We start from the raw sequence: 19919 nt of genomic DNA, 5'->3' as shown, positions 1-19919 counted from the left end.
GTGATCAGGATGTCACGGGGCCAGCGGGTTGCCCTGCTCCAGCGCCGCCTGGCGCTCGATCTCGGCGACCTTCGGGTCGTCCTCGTCGGCGCCGTAGTCGCTGCGGCGAGTCGAGTCGGCCGTGTCCTTCACCTTGAAGGCCCGAAGGATGAGGGTGAGCACGACCGCGACGACCGCGTTCAGCGCGAACGCGGACACCCCGATGTAGACCGGGATGTCGGTGAACGGGAAGTTCGCGATCGAGCCGCCGAAGTTCCGGTGCGTGGCGGGGTTGACGACGTTGTACGCCGTGATCGTGCCATACAGGATGCCGGCGGCCCAGCCGGCGAACAGCGCCCACCGGTTGAACCATCGGGTGTACAGGCCGGCCACGATCGCCGGGAACGTCTGCAGGATCCAGATGCCGCCGAGCAAGCTGCAGGTTGATCGCCGACGAGGCGTCCATCCCCAGCACGAACGCCAGCGCGCCCAGCTTCACGATCAGCGACACGAACTTGGAGACCTTGGCCTCCTGCTTGCGGCGTGGCGTCCTTCTTGAAGAAGTCCCGGTAGACGTTGCGGGTGAACAGGTTGGATGCCGCGATCGACATGATCGCCGCCGGCACGAGCGCCCCGATCGCGATCGCCGCCAGGGCGATCCCGGCGAACCACTTGGGGAACAGATCGCTGAACAGCTGCGGCACGACCAGCTGCGCGTTCACCGAGCCGTCGACGTCGATCGGCTGGGTGCCCGCCTTGATCGCCACATACCCCAGCAGCGCGAGCCCGCCGAGCATCAGCGAGTACAGCGGCAGGATCATCGCGTTGCGGCGGATCGTGTTGCGGCTCTTCGTGGCCAGCACTCCGGTGATCGAGTGCGGGTACATGAACAGCGCCATGGCCGATCCGAGGGCCAGCGTCCAGTACGCGTTGAACGACCCGGCGCCGGGGATCACCGCGCCGAACGGGTTGCCGGTGGCGGGGTTGGTCAGGCTCAGCTTGTCGTCCGCGGCCTGGAAGATGCCCTCCCATCCGCCCACCTTGCCCGGCAGGTAGATGATCGCCACGATGATGGCCGCGTAGATCAGGATGTCCTTGACCACGGCGATCAGCGCCGGAGCGCGCAGGCCTGCGGTGTACGTGTAGGCGGCCAGCACGACGAACGCGATGATCAGCGGCAGGTCGGCCATGAACCAGTTGGTGTTCGACCCGAGCCCCAGCACGGTCAGCACCGCCTTGATGCCGACCAGCTTGCGAGCGCGATGTACGGCATGGTCGCGATGATGCCGGTCACGGCGATCGCCAGCGACAGGGTGCGGCTGCCGTAGCGTCCGCCGATGAAATCCGCCGGGGTGACGTAGCCGTGCCGGTGCGAGACCGACCACAGCCGCGACATCAGCAGGAACACGATGGGGTACAGCACGATCGTGTACGGCACCGCGAAGAACCCGCTGACCGCGCCCGATGCCCACATGGCGGCGGGCACGGCGACGAACGTGTACGCGGTGTACAGGTCGCCGCCGAGCAGGAACCAGGTCACCCAGGTGCCGAACCCGCGACCGCCCAGCCCCCACTCGTCGAGCGATTTCAGGCCGCGGTCGGCGGGGGCGGTGCGCCAGCGCGAGGCGAGGAAGCCGACGATGGCGACGGCGATGAACAGGACCACCACGATCACCAGCGGGACCCACTGGATCTCGCGCTGGGGAGCGGCGGCGGCGGCTTCGATGAGGGAGGGCATCAGGCGTCCTCACCGCTGCGGGCCTGCGGATGACCGGGCTGGCCGGACGCCGGCCGGCGGACCTCGGCGCGGCGGCGGCGGTCCTCCTTGCGCATGATCACGTAGGCGATGGCCAGCAGACCCGAGGCGAGGAAGACCCAGAGCAGCTGATACCAGTAGAAGAACGGGATGGCCCCGAGGGTGGGGTCCCACCGGGCGTACATCGGGACGAGCAGCGGCATGATGATCGCCAGCGCGATCAGGATGCCGGCAATGACGTATGGTCCGGGGCGAGCCGGGCCGCGGGTGGGGGTGTCTGGGGACGTCATCGTCGTTCCTTCCGGATTCAGTCTTCTCCCGGACCGCGTTGTGCACGGCCCGGGATGAACTTTTCACCCGGTGGGGTGCCGGCGTCAAGACCCCGTCAGCGCCCGGTGGATCCGCTGCGGCGAGACCGACTCGGCGGTGCCGAGGGTCTGCGCGAACAGGCTCACCCGGTATTCCTCCAGCAGCCACCGCGTGTGCACCAGGGCGTCCGAGGCATCCGGGGCGGGCGGGATGCCGCCGCCGGCCTCGGCGTACAGCGCCGCCGCGCGTTCGTACTCGGTGAGCCGCTGCCGGTCGCGGCCGGGGTTCTCCGGCAGGGCCTTCAGCCGCTGCAGCGCCCCTGCAGGTAGCGGGGCAGATGGGCGAGGCGGGCCAGGCCCGTGCGGGACACGAAACCGGGGTAGACGAGTCCGGCGAGCTGTCCCTTCACATCGTTCAGCGCCGCCAGCAGCGTCAGGGCATTGGTGGCCTTCACCGCCCGTTCGACCTCGCGCGCGGCCGTCAGGATGCGGGCCAGCAGCGAAACGGCCTGGAACAGCTCGTCCACGACGGCGGCCGAGAACGCGTCCCGCGCGGTGGCGAAGGCGGTGCCGGTGCGGATCGGGCCCGGCGCCGAACGCTGGATCACGGCATCCGCGACCGCGAGGCGGCAGTCCTCGATCGCCGCGCGCGCCGAGGGATACGGCGAGGCGGCGAGCGCGAGCTTCTCCGCGGCGGTGAGATGCTCGAGCACGTAGTCGGCCGGGCTCGGCGTCGACAGGAGCACAAGGCGACGCACCCCCACGCGGGTGGCGGCCGCCGCGGCCTCGGCGGTGGCCTCGATCCGCAGCGACACGCTGTCGCCCGCGTCGACGAGGGCCGGGTAGCCGCGCACGACGCCGCCGGGCACTCTGGTGTCCACGACGTCGGGGAGTGCCTCCACGTCCCACGTCGTGATGCCGCTGCGCTCGGTGAACCCCGTGCCTTCGGGCGGACGGAGCGGGGCGGGGCGGCGCTGCTCGCTCAACGACCGGGTCACGGCCTGGCGCGCGCGATCGGACAGCCGTCCCTGCAGGGCCGCCAGATCGTGATCGGACCCCACGACCCGTCCGCGCGCGTCCACGGCGCGGAACGAGATCTGCAGGTGGTCCGGCACGCGCTCCGGCGCGAAGTCGGCCGCGCCGACGGGCTGGTTGGCCACGCGTCGGATGCGGTCGGCCAGGGCTTCGCGCAGGCCGGTCGCCGGCATCCCGTCGTGGGATTCCGGGCCGGCCCCGGCGAGCTCCTCGGCGAACCGCGCAAGCCCAGTCGGCGGCGGGCACGACGTGCCGCCGGATCGTCTTCGGCAGCGCGCGGATCAGGGCGGCGATCAACTCGTCGCGCATGCCCGGCACCTGCCAGTCGAACCCGTCCGGCTCGAGCTGGGCCAGCAGGGCGAGCGGGATCACGGCGGTCACGCCGTCGTCCGGGGCGCGGGGCTCGAACCGGTAGGCGAGGGAGAGGACCTGATCGCCCTGCCGCCAGCGGGTGGGGAAGTCGCGCTCGTCGGATCGTGCCACGTCGCCGCGCAGGTCGGCCTCGCTCAGGTCGAGCAGGTGAGGCGTGCGCGGCAGCGCGTCCTTCCACCAGGCGGTGAACGAGCGGACGTCGTACACATCACGGGGGATGCGCGCGTCGTAGAAGGCGAACACCGCCTCGTCGCCGGCGAGGATGTCGCGGCGCCGCTCGCGCTCTTCGACCTTCTCGAGCCGCCGGCGCAGTTCGTGGTTGCGGCGCGTGAAAGCGGTCAGGCCCTTCTCGAGCACGGACGGGTCCCATTCGCCGTCGACCAGGGCATGCCGCAGGAACAGCTCGCGGGCCAGCGGCCGATCGATGCGGGCGAGCTGGACCCGGCGGTTCGGGACGATGGGGACGCCGAACAGCGTCACCCGCTCGGCGGCCACGGCGGCGCCGGCATCCTTCGACCAGTGCGGCTCGCTGAGCTGGCGCTTGGCCAGATCGCCGGCCAGCGGCTCGGCCCAGGCGGGATCGATCGCCGCCACCGTCCGCGCGAACAGCCGGCTCGTCTCGACCAGCTCGGCGGCCATCACCGCCGCCGGTGCCTTGCTCGCACGCCGGATCCGGGGAAGATCGCGAATCGGGCGCCGCGCGCGCCCAGGTACTCGGGGCGCGGCTTGCGCGGCTTGCCGCCACCCGGGCGCGTGGGCTCGGCGCGGGCGCTCCGCTCGTCGAGGATGCCCAGCTGCGAGAGCAGGCCGGACAGGATCGCCTTGTGGACGGCGTCCGGATCGGCCGCGCCGGTGCGGGACGCGGGCGCCTTCAGCAGCGAACGCAGCTGGCGATGCACGTCGAACCATTCGCGCACCCGCACGTAGTTCAGATGCTCCGCACGGCATGTCCGACGGAACGCACTGGAGCCGAGGTCGTGCTGGAGCTCCTGCAGGTGGTTCCAGAGGTTCAGCATGCTGAGGAAGTCGCTGGCCGGGTCCGTGAACCGCGCATGCAGGCGGTCGGCCTGCTCGCGCTGCTCCTCCGGGCGCTCGCGCACGTCGGGGATCGACAGTCCCGCCACGATCGCCTGCACCTCCGGCAGCACGCCCTGTGCGCGCGCCTCGACGAGCATGCGGGCGAACCGCGGGTCGATGGGCAGGCGCGCCAGCTCGCGGCCGATGTCGGTCAGCGCGGGGGACCGGCCGGTGACCGCCCCCAGTTCGACGAGCAGGTCGAATGCCGCCTTCACGCCGCGCGAGTCGGGCGGCGTGAGGAACGGGAACTCGGTGATCTCGCCGAAGCCCAGCGAGAGCATCTGCAGCACGACCGAGGCCAGGCTGGTGCGCAGCACCTCGGGTTCGGTGAACTCCGGGCGGGACGCGAAGTCCTCTTCCGAGTAGAGCCGGATCGCGACGCCCGGCGAGGTCCGTCCGGCGCGACCGGCCCGCTGCTGCGCCGAGGCCTGCGAGATCGGCTCGATGGGCAGGCGCTGGATCTTGCTCGGTTGCCTGTACCGGGCCATCCGGGCGGTGCCGACATCCACCACGTACCGGATGCCGGGAACGGTCAGACTCGTCTCGGCGACGTTCGTCGCCAGGATCACCCGGCGACGCAGCCCGGGCACGCGGGACCGCTCGAACACGCGGTGCTGATCCGCCGCGGAGAGCCGCCCGTACAGGGGGAGGACCTCGGTGGGGGCGGCATCCTTCGCATACATGCCGCGAACGGCATCCATCGCGTCGCGGATCTCGGCCTCGCCGGGCAGGAACACCAGAACGTCGCCGGTCGACTCGCGGTCGAGTTCTCGCAGGGCCGCCGTCAGCGGTTCGATGTCGTCGGCGGTGTCGAGTCCGGGGCGGTAGCGGATGTCGACCGGGTAGGTGCGGCCGGACACCTCGATGATCGGCGCCGGAGTGCCGGAGGCGTCGGCGAAGTGCTGCGCGAAGCTGGCCGGGTCGATGGTCGCCGAGGTGATGATGACCTTCAGATCGGGCCGCCGCGGCAGGATGCGGTGCAGATATCCGAGAAGGAAGTCGACGTTCAGCGAGCGCTCGTGCGCCTCGTCGACGATGATCGTGTCGTAGCGGCGCAGCGACCGGTCGCGGTGGATCTCGTTCAGCAGGATGCCGTCGGTCATCAGCGCGATCCGGGTGTCGTCCGAGACCTTGTCGGTGAACCGGACCTTGTATCCGACGGTCGTGCCCAGCGGCACCTGGAGCTCTTCGGCGACGCGTTCCGCGATGCTGCGGGCGGCGATTCGTCGCGGCTGCGTGTGCGCGATGCGCGTGCGGCCCAGCTCGAGGCAGATCTTGGGCAGCTGCGTGGTCTTGCCGGACCCGGTCGCGCCCGCCACGATCACGACCTGATGGTCGGCGATGGCGCGCGCGATCTCGCCCCGCGCGGCGCTGACGGGCAGCTCCGGCGGGTAGACGAGGACGGGTTCTGGTGCGGACACAGCCCTCGATCGTATCGCGCCGCCCGCTCATGCTCGGCCGTCGCGGCGCGGGCGACAGACGGTCCGGGGACGCGCGCGGCTCCTAGGCTGGAGGCATGACCATCCCCGAAATCTCCCTCAACGACGGGAACAGCATCCCCCAGCTCGGCTACGGCACGTTCAAGGTGCCTGCGGAGCAGGCCGAGCGCGCCGTCGCCGAAGCACTCGAACTGGGCTATCGGCACATCGACACGGCCGCCATCTACGGCAACGAGCAGGGCGTGGGCGCGGCGGTGGCCGCCAGCGGCATCCCTCGCGACGAGCTGTTCATCACCACCAAGCTGTGGAACGACCGGCACGACGGCGACGAGCCGCGTGCGGCCATCGGCGAGAGCCTGGACCGGCTCGGCCTGGACCGTGTCGACCTGTACCTGGTGCACTGGCCGACCCCAGCCAAGGACAACTACCTGCACGCGTGGGAGAAGCTCATCGAGCTGCGCGAGGAGGGCCTGGCCCGCAGCATCGGCGTCTCGAACTTCCTCGTCCCGCACCTGGAGAAGATCGTGCAGGCCACCGGCGTGGCCCCCGCGGTCGACCAGATCGAGCTGCACCCGGCCCACCAGCAGCCCGATGTGACAGCTTGGGCCGCCGCGCACGACGTGCGCATCGAGTCCTGGGGTCCGCTCGGCCAGGGCAAGTACGACCTGTTCGGCACCCCCGCCGTGGCCGAGGCGGCCGCCGCGCACGACCGCACCCCCGCGCAGATCGTCATCCGCTGGCACCTGCAGCACGGCTACATCCTGTTCCCCAAGTCCGTGCACCGCGAGCGCCTCGCCGAGAACATCGACGTGTTCGACTTCACCCTCGCCGACGAGCAAGCTGCAGGCCATCGACGCGCTCGAGCCCGGCGACGGGTCGGGCCGGGTCAGCTCGCACCCCGAGACGGTGAACTGAGCCCATGACATCCCGTCTCGCCGCGTCGGCGAGCCCCTACCTGCGGGCCCACGCCGACAACCCCGTCGCCTGGTTCCCCTGGGGGCCGGAGGCGTTCGCCGAGGCGGCGAAGCGGGACGTGCCGGTGCTGATCTCGATCGGCTACTCCACCTGCCACTGGTGCCACGTCATGGCCCGGGAGTCGTTCTCCGACCCCGAGATCGCCCGCGAGCTGAACGACGGCTTCGTCGCGATCAAGGTCGACCGCGAGGAGCACCCCGCCGTCGACGACGCGTACATGGCGGCGGCGTCCGCGTTCACCCGCAACCTGGGGTGGCCGCTCACCGTGTTCGCGACGCCGGAGGGGCGGGCGTTCTTCGCCGGCACCTACTTCCCGCCCGAGCCGCGCGCGGGACTCGCGTCCTTCGGCGAGGTGCTGGCGGCGGTCCGGCAGGCGTGGACGCAGCGACGCGACCAGGTGCACGACACCGCCGCGACCGTGGCCGAGGCGCTCGCGACCGTCCGCGGGGCGAGTGCGGCACCGGGCGGCCTGCCGCCGTTGGACGATCTCGTCCGCGCCGCGCACACCGCGCTCGCGCGGGAGGACCGCGAGTACGGCGGCTTCGCGCCGCCCGATGCCGGCATGACGACCCCGAAGTTCCCCACCGTGCCGCCTTGCGGTTCCTGCAGAGCCCGGCGCTCGCCGACCCTCTGCCGGACGCGTCGGATGCCGCATCCCGGGCGATCGCCGCGATGGCGGCGTCTGCGCTGCGCGATCCGGTCGACGGCGGATTCTTCCGCTATGCGACCCGCCGGGACTGGACCGTCCCGCACTACGAGCGGATGCTCACCGACAACGCCGGCCTGCTCGAGACCGCCCTGGACGCCGGCGACCAGGCGACGGCGCGGGAGATCGCCGGCTTCCTCACCCAGGTGCTGCAGCAGCCCTCCGGCGGCTTCGCCGCAAGCCCAGGACTCCGAGTCCTGGATCGACGGGGAGCGCCGCGAGGGCGGCTACTACGGGCGGGATGCCGCGGCCCGCGCGGGGCTGGAACCTCCGGCCGTCGACGGCAAGATCGTCACCGGATGGAACGGGATGGCGATCGGCGCGCTGGCCTCCGCCGGGGTCCGCCTCGGCGACGCCCGTCTGATCGAGGCCGCGCAGTGGGCGGCCGACGCGGTGCTGGCCACCGCCGTCGGAGAGGACGGGCGGCTGCGCCGCGCGAGCCTGGACGAGATCATCTCGCCCGCGACGGCAACCCTCGAGGACTACGGCCTGCTCGCCGGCGGGCTGGGCCGGCTGGCCGCGGCGACCGGGGAGCCGGTCCTGGCCGGTGCGGCCCGCGACCTGGTCGAACAGTGTCTCGCCGCCGGCGCGGAGGACGGCCGACCGTCCGCCCCCGGCGGGGGCGACCCGGTGCTCGCCGCACACGGGCTGGGCACCGACGGATCGGCCGCCGACACCGACCATCCATCCGGCCCGGCCGCGCTGGCCGACGCCGCGTGCCTGCTGTGGCAGCTGGGCGCGGGCGACCGCTTCCGCGAGGCCGCGGCATCCGTCGTCGCCCGCCACGCGGCGGCGGCTCTGGCCGAGCCGCTCGCGCACGGCGCGCTGCGGGTCGCGACCCAGCTGATCACCGCGCCGCGCCAGACGGTCGTGGTCGGCGCGCTGGGCGACCCGCTCACGCGGGCGGCCGCGGCCCGGCCGGCGGACGTGCTGGCGGTGGTCACCGACGATCAGGCGGCGGCGCTGGCCGCCGCCGGCTTCACGCTGTTCGAGGGCAAGGTCGGCGCCGTGCCCACGGTGTACGAATGCCGCGACTTCGCCTGCCGGATGCCGGTGACCGACCTCACTTCGCTGTGACGGGCTTGCGCACCGTGACCCGGCGGAACCAGGCGGTGTCGCTGAGCCGGCTGAGCAGGGTCGCCCCGATCACCGTGACGAACACGTAGACCGCCGCCAGCGGCGCCAGCATCGGAGCGGTCCCGCCGGCGATCCCGGCGATGACGATGGAGAACTCCCCGCGCGGTATCAGCCCGATGCCGGCACGCCAGCGGCCGGGCACGCCGATCCCGGCGCGGCGGGCGGCGACGTAGCCGGTGATGATCTTGGTGGTCATCGTCACCGCGGCCAGGATCAGGCCGGGCACGATCATCTGCGGCAGCTGCGACGCATCGGTGGCCAGGCCGAAGAACACGAAGAACACGGCGGCGAACAGGTCGCGCAGCGGCGTCAGCACCTCGCGGGCCGATTCGGCGACCCGGCCGGACAGCGCGATGCCGACCAGGAACGCGCCCACCGCCGCCGACACGTTCACCTCTTCGGCCAGTCCCGCCACGAGCATGGTCAGCCCGAGCACGCCGAGCACGAGGGGCTCGGCGAGGTCGGGGGTGAACAGCCGGGACACGAAGCGGCCGAACTTCAGGGCGATGAACAGGATGACCAGCACCACCGCTACCGCGATCGCCACGCGGACCGCGCCCTGGGCCAGGCTCACCCCGATCACCAGCGCCGAGACGGTGGGCAGGTAGAACGCCATCGCGAGGTCTTCGATCACCAGGATCGAGAGGATGACCGGCGTCTCGCGGTTGCTGATCCGGCCGAGGTCGCGCAGCAGCTTCGCGGCCACGCCGGAGGAGGTCACCCAGGTGATACCGGCGACGGCCACCGCCGCTGCCGGCCCCCATCCCAGGATCAGTGCGAATGCGGCGCCCGGCAGCGCGTTGAGCACGGCGTCCAGCACGCCGGCGGCCTTCGATCGCCGCAGGCCCGTCGGCAGCTCCTCGGCGGAGTACTCCAGCCCGAGCAGGGCCAGCAGCAGGATCACGCCGATCTCGGAGCCGATCTCGAAGAACCCGGCGCTGGCATCCATCGGCAGGATGCCGCCGGTGCCGAAGGCCAGGCCGGCGATCAGATAGAGCGGGATGGGAGAGAACCCGAGACGCGCCGCGAGCCTGCCCAGGAGGCTCATCGCGAACAGGAGGGCGCCGACCTCGATGAGGACGATGGTGGGTTCGCTCATCCGCGGCGCCCGGGGATCACTCGGGTCCGTCGCTGATGAGCCGGGTGGCCGCATCCAGGCCGGCACGTGTGCCGACCGTCACAATCACGTCGCCTTCGCGCAGCGTCTCGTCCGGGGTGGGCGAGGCGATGATCCGCCGGTCGCGGATGATCGCCACCACCGAGACGTGGGTGCGGGTGCGCGTCTTCGTGTCGCCGAGGGTCTTGTCCACGAACGGCGAACCGGCCGGCAGCGCGATCTTCTCGGTGTAGAGCCCGTCGGTCTCTTCGGTCAGCTTGGTCAGCCGGCTCACCGCGAGCGAGGCGCTGAACAGGTCGGCCAGGGCCTCGGCCTCGTCGTCGGTGATGCGCATCGACTCGCGGCAGCGATCGGGGTCGTCGGCGTCGTACACGCCCAGTTCGCGCTCGCCGTCGCGGTACCGCACCACCGCCAGGCGGCGGCCGCTCTCGGTGACGAGGTCATGGCGCACGCCGATCCCGGGCAGATCGACCTTCTCGATGTGGACAGTCACAGAGTCGAGGGTACCGCTCAGATCCAGCTCGGGATCCAGTTGTGCAGCAGCCAGAACTCGTACGGCACGTTCGTGGCCGTCCACACCGGGTACCAGAGGGCGGAAAGGACGACGACCACGATGAGGAAGACCCACACGACCCGCTGCCCGGCGAGCCGTCGCCGGACCGCCGTGGAGCGGAAACCAGCGATCTCGCGCAAGCGCGAACGTCAGCGCCAGCACCGTGAACGGCAGCATCGCGATCGTGTAGAACTGGAAGATCGTCCGCTCGGGGAACAGCAACCAGGGCAGGTAGGCGCCGGCCAGCCCGGTGAGCACGACCGCGTGTCGCCAGTTCCGGCGCAGGATGAAGGCGATGATCAGGAACACCGACGCGGCGATCCCCGCCCACCAGATGATCGGGTTCGGGATCGACGAGATCGACTGCACACAGGTGCTCGGCCACGAGCATCCGTTCTGCCCCACCTGATCCTGATGCCAGTACATCGAGGTCGGCCGCAGGCAGCGGCCACTGCCAGGCGGGGCTGGCATAGCTGTGCGGCGTGGTCAGGCCGACGTGGAACGCATAGATCGCCTGGTGGTAGATCCACAGGCTCTGCAGTGTGAGCGGCACCCACGCGAACAGCCCGGTCGCCGGCGCGGCGTCGGCGGCGTGCCGGTCGTACCCGCCGTCGGTGACCAGCCATCCGGTCCACGAGGCCAGGTAGACGATGACGGCGATCGGAACCAGCAGGACGAAGGATGCCGCGCCCTGTGCGAGCGCCCCCCACGGCCACAGCGGCAGCCCGACGCGCCTCCGGGCGAGGGCGTCGCTGACCACGACGTAGATCCCGATGGCGGCCAGCGTGTACAGCCCGGACCACTTCACCGCCGTCGCGGCCCCGGCCGCGGCCCCGGCCGCCAGCAGCCAGGGCCGTCCCCACAGCACGGGGCCCCACGGCGACCGCTCCGGGTCGGCGCCGAGCCGCCGCGCGAGGCGGATGCGGTGCCACTCGTGGTCGTACACCAGGAACAGCACCGCGAGCACGGAGAAGAACGTGAGGAAGATGTCCAGCAGCGACACGCGGCTGAGGACGATGCCCAGGCCGTCGATGGCCATCAGCAGCCCGGCGACCGTCGCGAACACCGTCGACCGGGTCAGACGCCGGGCCAGCAGGTATACGAGCAGGACGGTGGCGGTGCCGAACAGCGCCGCGGCGATCCGCCAGCCGACCGACGAGTCCGGCCCGAACAGCCACATGCCCAGGCCGATGAACCACTTGCCCAGCGGCGGATGGACCACGAAGCTGCCGGTGTCAAGGAACGTGTTCGTCGCTCCGGCGACGAATCCCTTGTCGGCGTCGCTGGGCCAATCCGCCGGGTAGCCGAGGTTCCACTGGCTCCAGGCATCCTTCACGTAATAGGTCTCGTCGAACACCAGCGCGTGCGGATGCCCCAGGTTCCACAGGCGCAGCACCGCGGCCAGCAGCGTCACGAAGACCGGTGCGAGCACGTCGATGCGCCGGCGCAGCACCGGCGTGTGGCGCACCCGGGCGCACCAGCGATCGAAGTGGGACGGCCGGGTCTCGGCCAGCAGCGCATCCACCGTCGCAGTCACCGCCCCAGCCTATGCTGGGGCGGTGATCATCCTCGCGGCCACGCCCATCGGGAATCTGGGCGATGCCTCGCGTCGCCTGATCGAGGCGCTGGAGCGCGCGACGGTGATCGCGGCCGAAGACACCCGCACCACCCAGCGGCTGCTGGCCGCGCTCGGCGTGACGAACCGTCCGCGGCTGCTCGCGCTGCACGACCACAACGAGAAGGAGCGCGCCGGCGAGGTCGTCGACCTGGCGCGCGAGGCGGACGTGCTCGTGCTCAGCGATGCCGGCATGCCCACGGTCAGCGATCCCGGGTACGGGCTGGTCGCGGCCGCGGCGGCCGCCGGCGTGCCGGTGACCGTGATCCCCGGGCCGAGCGCCGTCGTGACCGCCCTGGCGGTGTCGGCGCTGCCCACCGACCGGTTCACATTCGAGGGCTTCCTGCCCCGCAAGGACGGCGAGCGTACGCAGGCGCTCGCGGCCCTGGCCGGCCAGGAGCGCACGATGGTGTTCTTCGAGGCGCCGTCCCGGGTGGCCGCGACCCTGCAGGCGATGGCCGAGGCGTTCGGCGCCGACCGCCCGGCGGCGGTGTGCCGCGAACTGACCAAGCTGCACGAGGAGATCGCCCGCGGCACGCTGGGCGAGCTGGCGGCCTGGGCGGCCGAGGGGGTGCGCGGCGAACTGGTCGTCGTGGTGGGCGGTGCCGCGCCGCGCCGGGTCGCCTTCGCGGACGCCGTGACCCAGCTGCTCGAGCTCACGCGGTCGGGCACCCGTCTGAAGGATGCCGCCGCCGAGGTGTCCGAGCTGACCGGACACTCGCGGCGCGAGCTCTACCAGGCCGCGCTCGCCGTCAAGAACGGGTGAGGCTCCGCGCCGCAAACTAGACTCGCAGGGTGACTTCCGCGGGCTCCTTCTACATCACCACGCCGATCTACTACCCGAGCGATCTGCCCCACATCGGGCACGGGTACACGAGCGTCGCCGTGGACACCCTCGCGCGGTGGCATCGACAGGGCGACGACGACACCTGGATGCTGACCGGCACCGACGAGCACGGCCAGAAGATGCTGCGCGCGGCCGCCGCGAACGGCGTCACCCCGCAGCAGTGGGTCGACAAGCTGGTGTCCGAGTCGTGGTTTCCGCTGCTGAAGACCCTGAACGTCGCCAACGACGACTTCATTCGCACCACGCAGCCGCGCCACGAAGAGGCTGTGCAGGCGTTCTTCCAGACTTTGTACGACCGCGGCTACATCTACGCCGGCGAGTACGAGGCGCTGTACTGCGTGGGCTGCGAGGAGTTCAAGCCCGAATCCGAGATCGTCGACGGCACGGGGCCGTTCGAGGGCCTGAAGGTGTGCGCCATCCATTCGAAGCCGCTGGAGCTGCTGCAGGAGAAGAACTACTTCTTCAAGCTCAGCGAGTTCGGCGACAAGCTGCTCGAGCTGTACAAGACCGAGCCCGACTTCGTGCGCCCGGATTCGGCCCGCAACGAGGTCGTCTCGTTCGTCAGGCAGGGGCTGAAGGACCTCTCGATCTCGCGGTCCACGTTCGACTGGGGCATCAAGGTGCCGTGGGACGAGTCGCACGTCATCTACGTGTGGGTCGACGCGCTGCTGAACTACGTCACCGCGATCGGCTACGGCAGCGACGAGGAGAACTTCGCGCGCCGCTGGCCGGCCTATCACGTGGTCGGCAAGGACATCCTGCGCTTCCACGCCGTGATCTGGCCGGCGCTGCTGATGGCCGCGGGGCTCGAGGTGCCGCGCGGCGTGTTCGCGCACGGCTGGCTGCTGGTCGGCGGCGAGAAGATGTCCAAATCGAAGCTCACCGGCATCGCGCCCACCGAGATCACCGATGTGTTCGGGTCGGACGCGTACCGCTTCTACTTCCTCTCGGCCATCCCGTTCGGGCACGACGGCTCGTTCTCGTGGGAGGATCTGTCGGCCCGCTATCAGGCCGAGCTGGCCAACGGCTTCGGCAACCTGGCCTCGCGCACCACGGCGATGGTGGAGCGGTACTTCGAGGGCATCGTGCCGGTGCCGGGCGAGTACGCCGAGGGCGACCGGGCGGTGCAGAAGACGGTGGCGGATGCCGCGGCCGCCGCGGATGCGGCGATCGAGCGCTTCCGCATCGATGAGGCGATCGCCGCCATCTGGACGATCGTGGACGAGCTGAACGGCTACATCACCGACAACCAGCCGTGGGCGCTCGCGAAGGACGACGTGCAGCGCGAACGGCTGGGCACCGTCCTGTACACGGCGTCGGAAGGGCTTGCGTGCGCTTGCCGTCCTGCTGTCGCCGGTGATGCCCGAGGCCACCGAGAAGCTGTGGGTGGCCCTCGGTGCGGCCGAGTCGCTCGGCCGGCTGCAGGATCAGCCGATCCGCGCGGCCGGCAGCTGGGCATCCTCCACCCGGGGACCAGCGTCAACGGCCTGGCACCGCTGTTCCCGCGCGTCGAGCAGAGCTGATGGCGGCCGACGACCCGAGCAACTACGTGCGTCGGCGTGAGAAGGGCGGCCGCGACGTCACCTACCCGCCGCTGCCCGAGCCGCTCGCGGTGCCGGTGTACGACAATCACTGCCACCTCGAGATCGCCGACGGCGACGACCCGCTGAGCCTGGACGAGCAGCTGGCGCGTGCGGCGGCCGCGGGCATCGCCGGGGTCGTGCAGGCCGGCGGAGACATCGACTCCAGCCGCTGGTCGGCGGATGCCGCGGCCCGCCACCCGCGGGTGCTGGCGGCGGTCGCGATCCACCCGAACGAAGCGCCGGAATATGCGGCGGCCGGGCGGCTGGACGAGGCGATCGCAGTGATCGACGAACTCGCCGCCCAGCCGCGGGTGCGGGCGATCGGCGAGACCGGGCTCGACTTCTTCCGCACCGGCGAGGACGGCCGGCCCGCGCAGTTCACCAGCTTCGAGGCGCACATCGCACTGGCCAAGAAGCACGACATCGCGATGCAGATCCACGATCGCGACGCGCACGAAGCCGTGCTCGCGACGCTGGAGCGGGTCGGCGCGCCCGAGCGCACGGTCTTCCACTGCTTCTCCGGCGACGCCGAGATGGCCCGGATCGCGACCGATCGCGGCTGCTACCTGTCGTTCGCCGGCAACATCACGTTCCGCAACGCGCAGAACCTCCGCGACGCGCTGGCCGTGGCATCCCGCGACCGGATCCTGGTCGAGACCGACGCGCCGTTCCTGACGCCCACGCCGTTCCGCGGGCGGCCCAACGCGCCGTACCTGGTGCCGGTGACCGTGCGGTTCATGGCGGGCGAGCTGGGCGTGGACGTCGACGAGCTGTGCGCACAGCTGGCCGCCAACACGCTCGCCGTCTACGGCTCGTTCCTGGACTGACCACCGGCAGTCTTCGGCGTCCGCACGAACAGGGTCTCGGTCTGCTCCAGCTCCATGCCCTTGGTCTCGGGGATGCGCCAGGCCACGAACACGAACGACAGCGCCGCGAACAGCGCGTACATCCCGTAGGTCAGCGGCAGCGACCAGCTCGACATCGCCGGGAAGCTCACCGTGATCAGGAAGTTCGCGATCCACTGGGCGCCGGCCGCGACGCCCAGGGCCTTGCCGCGGATCCGGCTGGGGAAGATCTCACCCAGCAGCACCCACACCAGCGGTCCCCAGGACGCGCCGAAGCCGACCACGAACACGTTCGCCGCGACCAGCGCGATCGGCCCCCACGGCGCACCGAGCGAGACCTCGCCCTGGGCGTTCGTGCTGGCGAACACGAAGGAGACGGCCATCAGCGCCAGCGAGAGCGTCATCAGCACCGAGCCGGTCAGCAGGATCGGCTTGCGGCCGACCCGGTCGACCAGGAAGATCGCGATCAGAGTGACCAGGACGTTGGTGATCGAGGTCACCACGCTGATGCCGACCGACGCGCTCTCCGGGAAGCCGACGGACTGCCACAGCGAGGTGGAGTAGTAGAAGATCACGTTGATCCCGACGAACTGCTGGAACACCGAGAGGATGATGCCGATCCACACGATCGGCTGCAGGCCGAGCGCGGGGCCCCGCAGCGAGACCCCGGCGTGGGCACGGTCGGCTTCGATCGCGCTGCGCAGATCGTTGACGGTCTTCTCGAGGTCGACCTCGGGGACCAGCCGGGAGAAGATCTCGCGCGCCTCGTCGGTGCGGCCCTTGGCCAGCAGGAATCGCGGCGACTCGGGCAGGGCGAACGAGAGCAGGCCGTACACCACGGCCGGGATCGCCCCGACGAGGAACATCCACCGCCACGCGTCCATGCCCAGCCACAGCGGCGCGTTCGCGCTTCCGGCCGACCAGGACAGCACGGCGTCCGACAGCAGCGCGACGAAGATGCCCATCGTGATCGCCAGCTGCTCGAGCGAGGCCAGCCCGCCGCGGATCTGCCGCGGCGCGATCTCGGAGATGTAGGCCGGCGCCACCACCGAGGCGATGCCGATGCCGAGCCCGCCGATGACCCGCCAGAACCCGAGGTCCCACACGCTGACGCACAGACCCGCCCCGATCGAGCTGGCGAAGAACAGGATGCCGCCCAGCAGCATCACCCGCAGCCGCCCCCACCGGTCGGCCAGCTGACCGGCCAGGATGGCGCCGACCGCGCAAGCCGAGCAGGGCGATGGCCACTACGAACCCGGTGATCACCGAGTTCAGCGCGAAATCGTGCTGGATGGAATCGACCGCGCCGTTGATGACGGACGAGTCGAAGCCGAAGAGGAATCCGCCGACGGCACCGGCCACCGACAGCCCGATCGCACGGCGCCCGAACGGCCCGCGCAGCGTGAAGGTACCTGTCGGCAGCGATTCCGAACTGGTCATGCCGGTCACACTACCGATGCGCGGACCTCCGCGGCAGGGGCCATCGTCGCAGATGTACGGCGGACCGATTGTACCCTCGGCGTCGTAGAATGTGACTACAGGGACGGGAGCGCTGATGGGGCGAGTCGGGATCCGTGCGTTGAAGGCGCAGGCTCAGCGCGTACGTGACGGCTTGCCCACAACGGTGATCGTGTGACGATCACCGATCGTGGCGTCGCCGTGGCGCAGATCATCCCGCTCGAAGGCGATGCCGCACTCCAGCGACTGATCGACGAAGGGCTGGCGATGCCGCCGCGTCACACGCATCGGCCTCGTCCCCGGCCGCACGTCACCGAAGGCCCCGTCAGCGATATCGTGTCCGAGCAGCGCGAATGATCGTCTATTTCGACACCTCGGCATTCCTTCCACTCGTCGTCCAGGAGTCCGGATCAACGGCTGCCAGCCGCCTGTGGGGCGACGCCGATCAGGTGGTGAGCACTCGGCTGATCCTCGTTGAGGCCGCCGCGGCCGTCGGACAGGCGCACCGGCTGGGGCGACTGACCGAACATGAACACGATGCCGTCCAGGAGGATGTCTGGCGCTTGGCGACCGAGCTGACGCTGATAGAAGTCTTCTCGGACCTCGTCGATCGAGCCGCTCGCCTGGCGGTCACGCATGCGCTGCGCGGATACGACGCCGTCCACCTCGCCTCGGCGACCCTCATCCAGGCGCGTGAGGTCCTCTTCGCGTCGGGTGACCAACGGCTGCTTCGGGCCGCGCACGACGCCGGCTTCATCACGGCCGACACCGGTGGTACAGGATGGTGAGCATGCCCGTGACACTTCTGGGCGCGGGCGAGATCCGCGCACTCGCCGCCGCCCTCGACGTCACCCCGACCAAGAAGCTCGGGCAGAACTTCGTCGTCGACGCGAACACGGTGCGGCGGATCGTCCAGATCGCGCAGGTGCGGGCGGGTGAGCACGTGGTCGAGGTCGGGCCGGGGCTCGGCTCGCTCACGCTGGCGATCCTCGAGACCGGGGCGCGGGTCACCGCCGTCGAGATCGACCACCGGCTGGCCGCACGGCTGCCCGAGACTGCGGCATCGCACGGCGTGGACCCGGACGCGCTCGCGGTGGTGGATGCCGATGCCCTGCGGATCGCAGAGCTGCCCGGCGACCCCACGGTGCTGGTCGCGAACCTCCCGTACAACGTCTCCGTCCCGGTGCTGCTGCACTTCCTGCACACCTTCCCGCAGCTGGAGCGCGGCGTGGTGATGGTGCAGGCCGAGGTGGGGGAGCGGCTCGCGGCCGGACCGGGATCGAAGGTGTACGGCGGCCCGAGCGTGAAGGCCGCCTGGTACGGGCCGTGGCGGCTGGCCGGCACCGTGTCGCGGCAGGTGTTCTGGCCGGTCCCGAATGTGGACAGCGTGCTGGTCGCGTTCACCCGCGACCCGCAGCCGCGCGGCACCGAGGGGGAGCGACGCCGCACGTTCGAGATCGTGGATGCCGCATTCGGTCAGCGCCGGAAGATGCTGCGTCAGGCGGTGTCCGGCGTGCTCGGCGGCTCGGCGTCCGCGGCATCCGCCGTCCTGGAACAGGCGGGCATCGACCCGACGGTGCGCGGCGAGCAGCTCACGATCGACGACTTCGTCGCCATCGCGCGTCAGAACGGCGGGTCGTCGGGATAGGGGCCGGCGCGATCGAGCAGCGCACGCACGCGCTCTTCGATACCGGCGAACGGGTTCGCCGTACGGTGCCCGGTCGGGAATTCGCGCTCGATCGTCCCATCGTCCCGCCGCCGATGTCGGATGCGGGTCGTGTCCTTCATCGCATGATCGGGATCGCACAGCGGATCGAGGTTGTCGATGTCGGTCGCGCCCCGACCGCGGCCGTGATACGCGCAATGGTGATCGATGTCGGCGTCGATGGCCAGCCGCGTGCAGCCGTCACGCAGGCACGTGCCGTGCCGCAGCACGAGCCAGTCGCGCTGCGCACGTGTCGCCCGACGGGATCGGCGGTCCATGTCGAGGATGACCCCGCTGACCGGGTCGGTGATGACCCGGGTGAACGCACCGGCATCCAGGAGCAGCTGGCGGGCAGTGGCATCGTCGATCCTGCCCTCGCCGGGGATGAGGCAGTCGCGGTTCAGATCCAGCCCCGTCCCGGTCGACGTTCCGGTCGACGTCGCGGCCGATGTGCCGGAGCGGACCGACGTGCGGGCCGCGGGGGAGAGCCGGTCCAGCGGGATCGTGACGAACACCTTGGTCGTGACCATCCGATCCGGGCCGACGCCGGTGAGCAGGTCGGCGAACAGATCCGCACGCAGCTGGGCGTGCGTGCGACCGTCGCGCTCGTCGGTGGTCATGTTCTTCGCCGTGGCGGTGATCCCGCGATCGGTGGCGTGCGCTCGCTCGGCGGAGACCAGCGCATGCACCCACGCCATGCCGTCCGCGACATCCTCGACCTCCACCCTGCGACGCGCGAAGGCCTCGGCGTGCCGCTGCGTGCGGGTGCGGCTGGTGAGCCGATCGGCCACGTCCCGAGCCTTGTGCCGGGTGGCGCCGACCGTGGCATGGAGGGCGACCTCGCTGAGCAGTCGGTCGAACTCGCCGACGAGCTCGGGGCGGGTGCCGAACACCGGCAGCTGACCGAGGATCGCCTCCACGTGCGCGACCGTGAGCAGGCCCTCGCGGGCGGCGTGCCAGGTCAGCGGCAGCCGGGTGCGCGCGTGCTGGGCGGTCGAGGCGAGCGAGCGCACCTGATGCTCGGTGAAGTTCAGGCGCGAGCCGGCCTCGGCGACGGCGCACCGGGTCGCCAGCTCGGCATCGCCGCCCAGCGGCGGGATCGCGCGTCCGGCCAGCGGATCAGGACCGTCCGGATCGGCCGAGACGTAGAGCTCGGGATGGCGACGGGCGTACTCGAGCACATCGGCCAGCGCCTCGCAGCGGCGCGCCTCGCGGCGGTTGGCCGCATACTGCTCGGCTTCGGCGTCGGAGAACAGCGAGCGCAGCACGAACGCGTCGTCGATCCGCTCGGGGACGGTCTGCGACGGCGCTTCCATGCCTCTAGACTAGAACAAACGCACGATCAAGGCAAGAGATTCCGCAGAGAAGTCGGCGCGATTTCTCGACCTGACTCGCTCAAAGCTTCGTATCAT

At 71.0% G+C, this 19919-nt stretch carries 17 protein-coding genes and 4 pseudogenes; 9 read left to right on the top strand and 12 right to left on the bottom strand.

The window, feature by feature from the left end:
• Positions 1-12 precede the first annotated feature (12 nt).
• From L2X98_RS19430 to hrpA, 7 genes and pseudogenes are all read right to left on the bottom strand, one after another.
• Entirely contained in the window at positions 13-198 is a 186-nt protein-coding gene (locus L2X98_RS19430) for a hypothetical protein (RefSeq protein ID WP_290427314.1), read from the bottom strand.
• Positions 180-1211, bottom strand: coding sequence for a sodium:solute symporter family transporter (locus tag L2X98_RS19425; protein ID WP_290427313.1), 1032 nt, complete (start codon positions 1209-1211; stop codon positions 180-182). The genes L2X98_RS19430 and L2X98_RS19425 overlap by 19 nt, the downstream gene beginning before the upstream one ends.
• Positions 1205-1717, bottom strand: coding sequence for a sodium:solute symporter family transporter (locus L2X98_RS19420; protein ID WP_290427312.1), 513 nt, complete (start codon positions 1715-1717; stop codon positions 1205-1207). The genes L2X98_RS19425 and L2X98_RS19420 overlap by 7 nt, the downstream gene beginning before the upstream one ends.
• On the bottom strand, positions 1717-2025 hold the full coding sequence (locus L2X98_RS02620) for a DUF3311 domain-containing protein (RefSeq protein ID WP_259612226.1): 309 nt from the start codon (positions 2023-2025) through the stop codon (positions 1717-1719). Before L2X98_RS02620 ends, L2X98_RS19420 begins: the two co-directional genes overlap by 1 nt.
• A gap of 84 nt (positions 2026-2109) precedes the next feature.
• Positions 2110-3251 (bottom strand): annotated as a pseudogene (locus L2X98_RS22070) (DUF3418 domain-containing protein).
• 100 nt (positions 3252-3351) lie between these two features.
• Positions 3352-4089, bottom strand: a pseudogene (locus L2X98_RS22065) (DUF3418 domain-containing protein); the annotation flags it as partial.
• Positions 4089-5948: an ATP-dependent RNA helicase HrpA gene (gene hrpA / locus L2X98_RS22060; protein WP_435526242.1), complete on the bottom strand. Its 1860-nt coding sequence runs from the start codon at positions 5946-5948 to the stop codon at positions 4089-4091. The gene hrpA and the pseudogene L2X98_RS22065, both read right to left, overlap by 1 nt.
• 95 nt (positions 5949-6043) lie before the next feature.
• Here hrpA and L2X98_RS02610 point away from each other — a divergent pair.
• Positions 6044-6881 (top strand): annotated as a pseudogene (locus L2X98_RS02610) (aldo/keto reductase).
• Positions 6882-6885: 4 nt separating this feature from the next.
• Complete coding sequence (locus L2X98_RS02605; protein ID WP_354002894.1) at positions 6886-8724, top strand: thioredoxin domain-containing protein; 1839 nt, start codon at positions 6886-6888, stop codon at positions 8722-8724.
• Here L2X98_RS02605 and L2X98_RS02600 read toward each other — a convergent pair.
• Genes L2X98_RS02600 through L2X98_RS02590 form a run of 3 tightly spaced genes read right to left on the bottom strand, consistent with a single transcriptional unit; the run spans position 8711 to position 11991 of the window.
• Positions 8711-9883, bottom strand: coding sequence for a cation:proton antiporter (locus L2X98_RS02600; RefSeq protein ID WP_259612225.1), 1173 nt, complete (start codon positions 9881-9883; stop codon positions 8711-8713). The two genes, L2X98_RS02605 and L2X98_RS02600, sit on opposite strands and share 14 nt — an antisense overlap.
• A gap of 16 nt (positions 9884-9899) precedes the next feature.
• On the bottom strand, positions 9900-10394 hold the full coding sequence (locus L2X98_RS02595; RefSeq protein ID WP_259612224.1) for a cation:proton antiporter regulatory subunit: 495 nt from the start codon (positions 10392-10394) through the stop codon (positions 9900-9902).
• Positions 10342-11991: a dolichyl-phosphate-mannose--protein mannosyltransferase gene (locus L2X98_RS02590; RefSeq protein WP_259612223.1), complete on the bottom strand. Its 1650-nt coding sequence runs from the start codon at positions 11989-11991 to the stop codon at positions 10342-10344. Before L2X98_RS02590 ends, L2X98_RS02595 begins: the two co-directional genes overlap by 53 nt.
• Positions 11992-12013: 22 nt before the next feature.
• Here L2X98_RS02590 and rsmI point away from each other — a divergent pair, with 22 nt between their 5' ends.
• The 3 genes from rsmI to L2X98_RS02575 are packed head-to-tail and all read left to right on the top strand — an operon-like array spanning position 12014 to position 15326.
• Positions 12014-12835 carry a 16S rRNA (cytidine(1402)-2'-O)-methyltransferase gene (rsmI, locus tag L2X98_RS02585; protein ID WP_259612222.1) on the top strand — a complete coding sequence of 274 codons (822 nt, stop codon included), beginning with the start codon at positions 12014-12016 and terminating at the stop codon, positions 12833-12835.
• 29 nt (positions 12836-12864) lie between these two features.
• Complete coding sequence (metG, locus tag L2X98_RS02580; RefSeq protein ID WP_259612221.1) at positions 12865-14439, top strand: methionine--tRNA ligase; 1575 nt, start codon at positions 12865-12867, stop codon at positions 14437-14439.
• Positions 14439-15326 carry a TatD family hydrolase gene (locus L2X98_RS02575; protein WP_259612220.1) on the top strand — a complete coding sequence of 296 codons (888 nt, stop codon included), beginning with the start codon at positions 14439-14441 and terminating at the stop codon, positions 15324-15326. The genes metG and L2X98_RS02575 overlap by 1 nt, the downstream gene beginning before the upstream one ends.
• Here L2X98_RS02575 and L2X98_RS02570 read toward each other — a convergent pair.
• Positions 15305-16706: pseudogene (locus tag L2X98_RS02570) on the bottom strand (sugar porter family MFS transporter). The gene L2X98_RS02575 and the pseudogene L2X98_RS02570 sit on opposite strands and share 22 nt — an antisense overlap.
• Here L2X98_RS02570 and L2X98_RS02565 point away from each other — a divergent pair.
• The 4 genes from L2X98_RS02565 (at position 16603) to rsmA (ending at position 18450) form a co-directional block, all read left to right on the top strand.
• Positions 16603-16872 (top strand): hypothetical protein, encoded by a 270-nt coding sequence (locus L2X98_RS02565; RefSeq protein ID WP_259613432.1) that lies wholly within the window; start codon positions 16603-16605, stop codon positions 16870-16872. The pseudogene L2X98_RS02570 and the gene L2X98_RS02565 sit on opposite strands and share 104 nt — an antisense overlap.
• A gap of 131 nt (positions 16873-17003) precedes the next feature.
• On the top strand, positions 17004-17159 hold the full coding sequence (locus L2X98_RS02560) for a hypothetical protein (RefSeq protein ID WP_259612219.1): 156 nt from the start codon (positions 17004-17006) through the stop codon (positions 17157-17159).
• Positions 17156-17590 (top strand): type II toxin-antitoxin system VapC family toxin, encoded by a 435-nt coding sequence (locus L2X98_RS02555; RefSeq protein ID WP_259612218.1) that lies wholly within the window; start codon positions 17156-17158, stop codon positions 17588-17590. Before L2X98_RS02560 ends, L2X98_RS02555 begins: the two co-directional genes overlap by 4 nt.
• Positions 17591-17592: 2 nt before the next feature.
• Positions 17593-18450, top strand: a complete 858-nt coding sequence (gene rsmA / locus L2X98_RS02550) for a 16S rRNA (adenine(1518)-N(6)/adenine(1519)-N(6))-dimethyltransferase RsmA (protein WP_259612217.1) — start codon at positions 17593-17595, stop codon at positions 18448-18450.
• Here rsmA and L2X98_RS02545 read toward each other — a convergent pair.
• Positions 18426-19823, bottom strand: coding sequence for an HNH endonuclease signature motif containing protein (locus L2X98_RS02545; RefSeq protein WP_259612216.1), 1398 nt, complete (start codon positions 19821-19823; stop codon positions 18426-18428). The two genes, rsmA and L2X98_RS02545, sit on opposite strands and share 25 nt — an antisense overlap.
• Between the last annotated feature and the right edge of the window lie 96 nt (positions 19824-19919).

It is taken from the genome of Microbacterium elymi (assembly GCF_021582895.2).
Lineage (GTDB): Bacteria > Actinomycetota > Actinomycetes > Actinomycetales > Microbacteriaceae > Microbacterium > Microbacterium humicola.
The sequence above is the reverse complement of the archived record's forward strand: the minus strand, read 5'-3'. Positions and strand labels throughout refer to the sequence as shown.